Raw genomic sequence first — 9,584 nt, 5'->3', positions numbered from 1 at the left:
GAGCGGCGCGCCGCCTGCCGGGTCGCCGACGCCGACGTCCGTGCCAAGATAGGCGGTGCGCAGTTCGTACGCGAGCACCTGCACCGCTTGGGCGAGATTGAGCGAGCTATAGGCCGGATTGGCCGGAATATGCGCAAGCGCGCTGCAGCGCTCGACGTCCTCGTTCGACAAGCCCGTGCGCTCGTTGCCGAATACCAGCGCGATCTCGCCGTGTACCGCCTGTTCGTGCGCGATGGCGGCGGCCGCGCGCGGCGTCCATTGCGGCGGGCCGTATTCGCGCAGCCGCGCGGTCAGCGCGATCGACCAGTGCACGCCCGCGAGCGCATCGGCGAGCGTCGGCACGATGTGCACCGAGGCGAGCACGTCGTCGGCGCCGCTCGCCATCGCGATCGCTTCGGGATCGTTCTGCACGTTCGGCACGCGCGGCGACACCAGCACGAGCCGCGAGAAGCCCATGGTCTTCAGCGCGCGCGCCGCGGCGCCGACGTTGCCGGGATGGCTGGGCTCGACGAGCACGAAGCGCGTCGACGTAAAGCCGCCGCGCAGTTCGGCCACGGCGGGATCGGAGGAATGGTGGGTGTGCTCCACGATAAAACTCGGCAGGCTAAAGATGCGTATGGTAGCGCCAACCCGCCGCCGCGCCGAATCATCCGTATGCGCGGCGGCGCCAGGACTCAGGTAAAATGCTGCGTTTCGTGTCCGGCACGGGCAAATGCCCAGGCATTCACCGAACCGGGCGCCACGTTCTTATCCAATTCGTCCCCGTCGACGGAATGCAATACGAGGAATGCGCAGCAGCGCTTTGCCCGGCTTGTTTTCCGTGCTGTTTCCGCGCCTTCGCGGCACCCTGTTAGCGCAGGTTTAGCGCTTATTTTCCGGCAAGCAGCCGTGCTGCCCCGGCACAAGGATCCAGACTCATGCATCCCATGCTCAATATCGCCGTGAAGGCCGCCCGCCGCGCAGCGCAAATCATCAACCGCGCGTCGCTCGACCTCGACCTGGTCCAGGTCAGCAAGAAGCAGCACAACGATTTCGTCACGGAGGTCGACAAGGCGTCGGAAGCCGCGATCATCGAAACGCTGAAGACCGCCTATCCCGATCACGCAATTCTCGCCGAAGAGTCGGGCAAGTCGGACAACGACTCCGAATACCAGTGGATCATCGATCCGCTCGACGGCACCACCAACTTCATCCACGGCTTTCCGTACTACTGCGTGTCGATCGCGCTCGCGCACAAAGGTATCGTCACGCAGGCCGTCGTCTACGATCCGAACCGCAACGACCTGTTCACTGCCTCGCGCGGCCGTGGCGCGTTCCTCAACGACCGCCGCATCCGCGTCGCCAAGCGCGACCGCCTTGCCGACTGCCTGATCGGCACCGGCTTCCCGTTCCGCGAGCAGGACAGCCTCGAAGCGTACGGTCGCCAGTTCGCCGAAATGACCGAAGCCTGCGCGGGCCTGCGCCGTCCGGGCGCCGCCGCGCTCGATCTCGCGAACGTCGCCGCCGGCCGCATGGACGGCTTCTTCGAGCAGGGTCTGCACCCGTGGGACGTCGCGGCGGGCAGCCTGCTGATCACGGAAGCGGGCGGTCTGGTCGGCAACTACACGGGCGACTCGGACTTCCTGCACGTCGGCGAAGTCGTCGCGGGCAACCCGAAGGTCTACGCGCAGATGATTCCGGTTCTGTCGCGCTACAGCCGCACGCGTCAGCAGTCGGCCTGACGCGTGCCGCCGCGGGCTGCGGGCGGACTCGCGTAATCGGCGCACGGCAAAGCGGCTTCAGCCGCTTTTTTTTGTTGGCTGCACTGCAGCGTACACACGTTCGTGCTACAAAGCCGGGGTGCCATGCGCTCTCCTGCCGGCGCGGTTTGCCGGTGTCGGTGCGGGCCGCTGCCACGCCCTGTTGCCGCTCCCTCGCCGCCCTCTTCCCGACTCGCGCGCAGCCTCTCATCCGCTTCATGAAAAAAGGCTTTTACACGATCATTGCGGCGCAATTCGTTTCGTCGCTCGCGGACAACGCGCTGCTGATCGCCGCCATCGCGCTGCTTTCGGTAATCCGCTCGGCTGCCTGGGTCACCCCGCTGCTGCAAATCTTCTTCACGATTTCGTACGTGCTGCTCGCGCCCTTCGTCGGTGCGTTCGCGGACTCGCTGCAAAAGCGCCACGTCATGTTCATCTCCAACGCGCTCAAGGCGAGCGGCTGCCTGCTGATGATCGCCGGCGTTCATCCGATGATTGCGTACGGCGTGGTCGGCTTTGGCGCGGCGGCCTATTCGCCGGCCAAGTACGGCATCCTCACCGAGCTGCTGCCCGCCGACAAGCTCGTCCAGGCCAATGCATGGCTCGAATCGGCCACGGTCCTTTCGACGATCGCCGGCACGATGCTCGGCGGCGCGCTGATCAGCGTGTCGATCGGGCACTTCGTCGCGCACGCGCATCTGCCGCTGATCGGCTCCGCCGCCGATCTCGCGATGTTCGCGGTGATGGTCACTTACGCCGTCGCCGCCGCGATCAACGTCTTCATTCCCGACACCGGCGCGCGCTATCCGAACCGTCTGTCGGAGCCGAAGAAGCTGGTCGGCGAATTCCATCACTGCTTTCATGTGCTGTGGGCCGACAAGCTCGCGCAGATCGCGCTGTGGGTCACGACGCTGCTGTGGGGTGCCGCGGTGACGATGCAGTTGCTCGTGCTCAAATGGGCGAACGTGAACCTTGGGCTGACGTTGTCGAAAGCAGCGGTCATGCAGGGCGTGAGCGGCATCGGCATCGCGCTCGGCGCGACGGCCGCCGCCGCGTTGATTCCGCTGCGCAAATCGCTGCGCGTGCTGCCGGTCGGCGTGCTGACCGGCGCGGTGGCGATCGCGATGGCGTTCTACAACAAGGATCTGTTCCCGCCCGGCGCGGGCCTGCGCATCGGCTCGCACGTCGCGCCCGCCTATCTCCTGCTCGCCTATCCGCTGATGATCGTGCTCGGCGCGCTGTCGGGCTTTTTCATCGTGCCGATGAACGCGCTTCTCCAGCATCGCGGCGCGACGCTGCTGTCGCCCGGCCACTCGATCGCCGTGCAGAACTTCAACCAGAACCTCGCCGTGCTGCTGATGCTCGGCATGTATGCGCTGCTGCTCATCGCGAAGCTGCCCGCGCAATGGATCATCGTCGTGTTCGGCAGTTTCATCACGCTGCTGATGTGGCTCGCCATGCGGCGCAGCGCCGTGAACGAGCGCATGGTCGACATGCGTGCGATGGTCGAGGAATGAATGCATGACGATTCGCCTTCGGTGATTCGGTAGCTCGATGACTCCGGCAAGCGCGCGTCTCGGCGCGCCGCCACGGCGATACGCATCGTCGCAGCCCGCCCGTTCGCGCTGCCGTGGAGATTTCATGCTGCCACAGCCGTTTTGCGTCGTGCATCGGCCGTTCGGCCAGGGTCCGTTCGCCGCGCGGGCGGGTTAAACTCACGCCCTGAGCATCTACCGCAAGAAGACACCAAGGATGGGCATTCAAACCGCAGCGGCCAACGACGTCGCACAACACACTCCAATGATGCAGCAATATTTGCGCATCAAAGCGGAGCATCCGGGCACGCTCGTGTTCTACCGGATGGGCGACTTCTACGAACTCTTTTTCGACGACGCGGAGAAAGCCGCGCGGCTGCTCGATCTGACGCTCACGCAGCGCGGCGCGTCGGCGGGCAATCCGATCAAGATGGCCGGCGTGCCGCATCACGCGGTCGAACAGTATCTGGCCAAGCTCGTGAAGCTCGGCGAATCCGTGGCGATCTGCGAACAGATCGGCGACCCGGCCACCTCGAAAGGGCCGGTCGAGCGCAAAGTCGTCCGTGTGGTCACACCGGGCACGCTGACGGATGCCGCGCTGCTGTCCGACAAGAGCGACGTTTACCTGCTCTCGATGTGCGTCGCGCACAATCGCCGCGGCGTTGCGACGAGCGTCGGCCTCGCATGGCTCAATCTCGCGAGCGGCGCACTGCGTCTCGCGGAAGTCGCGCCCGACCAGGTGGCCGCGGCACTCGAACGCATTCGCCCCGCTGAAATTCTCGTCGCCGACGCGAGCGCCGATTCGGCAAGCTGGACGCCGCCCACCAACGCGGGCGCACTCACGCGCATGCCGGCCTGGCACTTCGATATCGCGTCGGGCACGAAGCGCCTGTGCGACCAGCTCGAAGTGGCAAGCCTCGACGGCTTCGGCGCGCATTCGCTCGGCTGCGCGTGCGGCGCGGCCGGTGCGTTGCTGCTCTACGCGGCGTCCACGCAAGGCCAGCAATTGCGACACGTGCGCAGCCTGAAGGTCGAATACGAGTCCGAATATATCGGCCTCGACCCCGCCACGCGCCGCAACCTCGAACTCACGGAAACACTGCGCGGCACCGAATCGCCGACGCTGTGCTCGCTGCTCGACACCTGCTGCACGACAATGGGCAGCCGCCTGCTGCGTCACTGGCTGCACCATCCGCCGCGCGAATCGGCGGTTGCGCAGGCGCGTCAGCAGGCCATCGGCGCGCTACTCGACGCGCCGCCCGGCGCCGATCTCGATACCTTGCGCCAGGCATTGCGGCAAATCGCGGATATCGAGCGGATCACCGGACGTCTCGCCCTGCTCTCGGCGCGGCCGCGCGATCTGTCGAGCCTGCGCGATACGTTCATCGCGCTGCCGGCACTGCGCGCGCAGCTTGCCGCGGTGTCGTCGAACGCGGCTTCGCTCGCGCGCATCGACGCGGCGCTGGAGCCGCCAGCCGAGTGCGTCGAACTGCTCAGGCACGCGGTCACGCAGGAGCCGGCCGCGATGGTGCGCGACGGCGGCGTGATCGCACGCGGCTACGACGCGGAGCTCGATGAACTGCGCGACATTTCGGAGAATTGCGGGCAATTCCTGATCGATCTCGAAACGCGCGAACGCGCGCGCACCGGCATCGGCAATCTGCGCGTCGAGTACAACAAGGTGCACGGCTTCTATATCGAAGTCACGCGCGGCCAAACCGACAAGGTGCCCGACGACTATCGTCGCCGTCAGACGCTGAAGAATGCCGAGCGCTACATCACGCCGGAACTGAAGACCTTCGAGGACAAAGCGCTCTCCGCCCAGGAGCGTGCGCTTGCGCGCGAGCGCGCGTTGTACGACGCGTTGCTGCAAGCACTCCTGCCGTTCATTCCGGACTGCCAGCGCGTCGCCTCGGCACTGGCCGAACTCGATCTGCTGGCGGCTTTTGCCGAACGCGCCCGCGCGCTCGACTGGGTCGCGCCGAGCTTCTGCGCGGATGCCGGCATCGACATCGAGCAGGGCCGCCATCCGGTGGTCGAGGCCCAGGTCGAGCAGTTCATCGCGAACGACTGCATGCTCGCCGCCGAGCGCAAGCTGCTGCTGATCACCGGCCCGAACATGGGCGGTAAATCGACGTTCATGCGTCAGACCGCGCTGATCGCGCTGCTCGCCTACGTGGGCAGCTACGTGCCGGCACGGCGCGCGGCCTTCGGGCCGATCGACCGCATCTTCACGCGCATCGGCGCGGCAGACGATCTCGCCGGCGGCCGCTCGACCTTCATGGTCGAAATGACCGAAGCCGCCGCGATCCTCAACGACGCGACACAGCACAGCCTCGTGCTGATGGATGAGATCGGCCGTGGCACCTCGACGTTCGACGGTCTCGCGCTCGCCTGGGCAATTGCACGGCACCTGCTCGCGCACAACGGCTGCTACACGCTGTTCGCAACGCACTACTTCGAGCTGACGCAACTGCCGCTGGAATTTCCGCACGCGGCCAACGTGCATCTGTCGGCGGTCGAACACGGGCATGGCATCGTGTTCCTGCATGCGGTCGACGAAGGGCCGGCCAACCAGAGCTACGGTCTGCAGGTCGCGCAACTGGCCGGGGTGCCGAACGCGGTGATCCGCGCGGCGCGCAAGCATCTCGCACATCTCGAACAGCAATCGGCCGCACAGCCCGCGCCGCAACTCGATCTGTTCGCCGCGCCGCCGATGCTCGCCGAAGACGCGGACGACGACAACGATGCCGACACCCATGCGTCACCCGCATCGCCCGCGATGCAGGCCGTCGTCGAGCGTCTGCGCGGCATCGATCCGAACGATCTGCGGCCGCGCGAAGCACTCGATCTGCTGTACGAACTACATGAACTGGCCGTCGCGCCGGATGCGGACCGTTGACGCACACCGGCATCCCCAACGGCCGCGCGAGTTTCGCGCGGCGCTGAGCCACGCGCGCGCGCTCGTGGGCGGCATCGCCGCGCTCGCGGCACTGTGCGCGTGGACCACGCCTGCGCGGGCCGAGGCCTCGCGTTTCACGTTCGCGGTCATCGCGGACACGATGCGCAGCCCCGCCGACGAAGCCTCCACACAGCGGTTGCTCGATGCGATCGGCCGCGAGCGCGCGGTGCGCTTCATTGTCTACGACGGCAATCTGAAGGGGCCGAAGGAAGTCTGCCGCGACACGCTTTACGAGCGCCGTTACGCGCTGCTCGAAAACTCGCGCCTGCCGCTCTTCTTCATTCCCGGCGAACACGACTGGGTCGATTGCGGGACGGCCGAAGCCGGCGGCTTCGATCCGGTCGAGCGGCTCGATCTGCTGCGGCAAACGCTATTCGCCGACTCCACCTCGATGGGTCAGAACCCGATTGCCTTGACGCGCGAAAGCGAAGTCTCGCGCTTTCGTCCGTTCCGTGAAAACGTGCGCTGGGTCATGAGCGAAAGCGCGAACGAAAGGGCAAACGACAGGACCGCCGATCAGGCCCGCGACATCGTGTTCGTCGGCCTGAACGCGCCGGGGCCGAACAATCACTATCTGACCGCGGGCGGCCGCAACGGCGAGTTCGAGGATCGCGTGATCGCCAATGCATTCTGGCTCGAACACGCGGGCGAATATGCGAAACGCCGCGACGCGCGTGCGATCGTCGTGTTCATCGAGGGCGACTTCGATCCGGAGCGCTACAAGCGGCCCGAGCGGTTCGCGTGGCTGCATTTCGCGCGCAGCACGCGTCGCGATGGCTTTCTCGAACTCAAGCGCAGCCTCGTCAAGCTCGCGCAGACTTTTCACGGGCCCGTGGTCGTGATTCATGCCGACGACGAACGCGTGGCCGGCGGCTTCGTGATCGATCAGCCACTACGCAACGACAAGGGCATGGCCGTGACGAACCTCACGCGTATCGGGCTTGCGCCGCGCGATCGTTTTAACCAGTGGATTCAGATTGAAGCGGATTTCGGCAGGAAAACGCCGTTCCGTGTGAGCGTGCACGACGTGCCGAAACAAATACCGCTGCCGACTACGCCGCCGCTGCAATCGCACGATGAATCCGGTGCGTCGATGTCGGGCTCGCCCGATATGCCGAATGTGCCGGGCTTCGGTCCGGCGTCGGAATTGCCGCCGCTGCTGCCGCAGGCACCAGGCGCACCTGGTACACCCGGCGGGCCGCAGCTGGATCAGGAAGGTAGTGAATATGAGCCGGCGATTTCGATGCCGCCGGGGTCGATACTGCCGGCTTCGCCATCGGTGCCGGCACCCTCGCCTGCGTCGGCACCGGCCACGTCGCTGCGCGTGCCGCCGGGCACGCCTTCAGGCGCACCCGGCTGAGCGGCAAGCTCAGTGCAAAGTGGGTTTGGAGTCGTCTTCTTCGTCGTCCTCGTCGTCGTCGAGAACTTCGAGGCCGTCGGCGCCGTGCGCGTGTTCGTGTTCGATTTCGTCTTCGGTCGCGGGGCGCACGTCTTTCACGGTCAGCGCGAAACGCAGTGCCATGCCGGCCAGCGGATGATTACCGTCGAGCACGACCTTGTCTTCCGCGACGTCGGTCACGACGTACACCAGCGCATCGATTTCCTCGTCGCCATCTTCCGGCGTGCCTTCGAACTGCATGCCGACTTCGAGCGGTTCCGGGAAACGATCGCGCGGTTCGATCTTCACGAGTTCGGGATCGTACTCGCCGAATGCGTCTTGCGGCTCGAGCTGGATCTGGGTCTCGAAGCCGGCCTCGTGGCCGTCGAGCTCTTCCTCGATCTTGGGGAACGTGCCATCATAGCCGCCGTGCAGATAGACCATCGGCTCGTCGCTCTCCTCAATCAGATTGCCTTGAGCATCCGACAGCTTGTAGGCGACCGACACGACGGTGTTCTTTGCAATTTTCATTCGATTCTCCAGAATACAGCTCTCATTATACGATGCCGAGGCGCCCCACTCACCTCCCGGCCGATGCAGCTTCGGCACGCAATTCCTCGTCTGCTTCAAAGCCTGACTCAAAACCCAACTCAAGGCCTGAGTCAAAGCCTGATTCAAAGCCAGCCTCAAAGCCCGTTTCGAAGCCCACCGCAATGCCCACGCTCCCACCTTCACCCGACATACCGACCGCATTGCTCGGCAATCTGACGCCGTCGCAATTCATGCGCCGCTACTGGCAGAAAAAACCGCTGCTGATCCGCCAGGCGATTCCGGACCTCGAAGCGCCGCTGTCGCGCGACGAACTTTTCGAGCTGGCCGATCAGGACGATGTCGAAGCGCGCCTGATCACCCACTTCCGCAACAGGTGGCAACTCGAACACGGCCCGTTCGCCCCCGACGAGTTGCCGTCGCTCAAGCAGCGCGCATGGACGCTGCTCGTGCAAGGCGTGGACCTGCACAATGATCGCGCCCGCGACCTGCTGAACCGCTTCCGCTTCGTGCCGGACGCGCGGCTCGACGACCTGATGATCTCGTACGCGAGCGACGGCGGCGGCGTCGGCCCCCACTTCGATTCCTACGATGTGTTTCTTTTGCAAGTAAAAGGCAAGCGCCGCTGGCGCATCAGCGCGCAGAAAGACCTAACGCTGCAAGCCGGCTTGCCCTTGAAAGTTTTACAGAACTTCGAGCCCGAAGAGGAGTGGGTGCTGGAGCCAGGCGACATGCTGTATCTGCCGCCGCACATCGCGCATGACGGTATTGCCGAAGGCGAATGCATGACCTGCTCGATCGGTTTTCGCGCGCCCTCCGCGAGCGAGTTGACCGCGCAGTTTCTCTACCATCTGGCCGAGCGCGGCGAGTCCGCGGGCAAGGCCGGCGTGCTTTACCGCGATCCGCAGCAACCGGCCGTCGAGCGTCCGGCCGAGCTGCCGCCGGCGCTCGTCGAGAAGGTTGGCGCGATCCTTGCTCGAATCAAATGGAATGAGCAGGACATTGCGTCGTTCCTTGGCACGTATCTCAGTGAACCCAAGCCGAGCGTCGTCTTCGATCCGCCGCAACGGCCGCTCAACGAGGCCCGTTTCGTCAGCGAAGTGTCGAAACGTGGCCTGCGGCTCGACCGCAAGACCAACCTGTTGTATGAACGCCGTTTTTTCTTCGTAAATGGAGAAGAAATGTCGTGGGACGGCGCGAAAAAATGGCTGTTTGATCTCGCTAATCTACGGTGCATGAGTGCGAAACGCTTTGTAACACTCTCGCACGATTCATCGGTGACAGCACTGCTACACGAGTGGTATTGTGCGGGCTGGATACAGGTGGGCGAGCTTGCGTAAGTCTGCCCGCGTGCTATACCGTACAGTGAAATTTTGTATGAGAAAGACAACGTATTGACCCCGGATTTATCGACTGTCAGT

7 protein-coding genes are annotated in these 9,584 nt (G+C 64.8%); 5 read left to right on the top strand and 2 right to left on the bottom strand.

Annotated features, from left to right (window positions below; all coding sequences use genetic code 11):
• Nucleotides 1-588, bottom strand: a 588-nt coding sequence (locus tag F3J20_RS28450) for an RNA methyltransferase (protein WP_167285513.1), incomplete at its 3' end; no start/stop codon positions are given.
• A 329-nt stretch (nucleotides 589-917) separates the two neighbouring features.
• Between F3J20_RS28450 and F3J20_RS28445 the strand changes: the two genes are divergently transcribed.
• The 4 genes from F3J20_RS28445 to F3J20_RS28430 all read left to right on the top strand — a co-directional run bounded on the left by F3J20_RS28445 (nucleotide 918) and on the right by F3J20_RS28430 (nucleotide 7,596).
• Nucleotides 918-1,721, top strand: coding sequence for an inositol monophosphatase family protein (locus tag F3J20_RS28445; RefSeq protein WP_167044997.1), 804 nt, complete (start codon nucleotides 918-920; stop codon nucleotides 1,719-1,721).
• A 236-nt stretch (nucleotides 1,722-1,957) separates the two neighbouring features.
• Nucleotides 1,958-3,256: a lysophospholipid transporter LplT gene (lplT, locus tag F3J20_RS28440; protein WP_167285512.1), complete on the top strand. Its 1,299-nt coding sequence runs from the start codon at nucleotides 1,958-1,960 to the stop codon at nucleotides 3,254-3,256.
• Between the two features lie 235 nt (nucleotides 3,257-3,491).
• A complete protein-coding gene (gene mutS / locus F3J20_RS28435) occupies nucleotides 3,492-6,176 on the top strand; it encodes a DNA mismatch repair protein MutS (RefSeq protein ID WP_167285511.1) in 2,685 nt (894 codons plus the stop codon).
• Complete coding sequence (locus tag F3J20_RS28430; RefSeq protein ID WP_205299400.1) at nucleotides 6,163-7,596, top strand: hypothetical protein; 1,434 nt, start codon at nucleotides 6,163-6,165, stop codon at nucleotides 7,594-7,596. The genes mutS and F3J20_RS28430 overlap by 14 nt, the downstream gene beginning before the upstream one ends.
• Before the next feature lie 9 nt (nucleotides 7,597-7,605).
• On the opposite strand, the gene F3J20_RS28425 is transcribed toward F3J20_RS28430, so the two are convergent.
• Nucleotides 7,606-8,145, bottom strand: coding sequence for a peptidylprolyl isomerase (locus F3J20_RS28425; protein WP_167044988.1), 540 nt, complete (start codon nucleotides 8,143-8,145; stop codon nucleotides 7,606-7,608).
• A gap of 32 nt (nucleotides 8,146-8,177) precedes the next feature.
• Between F3J20_RS28425 and F3J20_RS28420 the strand changes: the two genes are divergently transcribed.
• Nucleotides 8,178-9,503 (top strand): cupin domain-containing protein, encoded by a 1,326-nt coding sequence (locus F3J20_RS28420; RefSeq protein WP_167285515.1) that lies wholly within the window; start codon nucleotides 8,178-8,180, stop codon nucleotides 9,501-9,503.
• The last annotated feature ends 81 nt before the right edge of the window (nucleotides 9,504-9,584 follow it).

The sequence above is a fragment of the Paraburkholderia sp. Cy-641 genome (assembly GCF_011752945.1).
Lineage (GTDB): Bacteria > Pseudomonadota > Gammaproteobacteria > Burkholderiales > Burkholderiaceae > Paraburkholderia.
The sequence above is the reverse complement of the archived record's forward strand: the minus strand, read 5'-3'. Positions and strand labels throughout refer to the sequence as shown.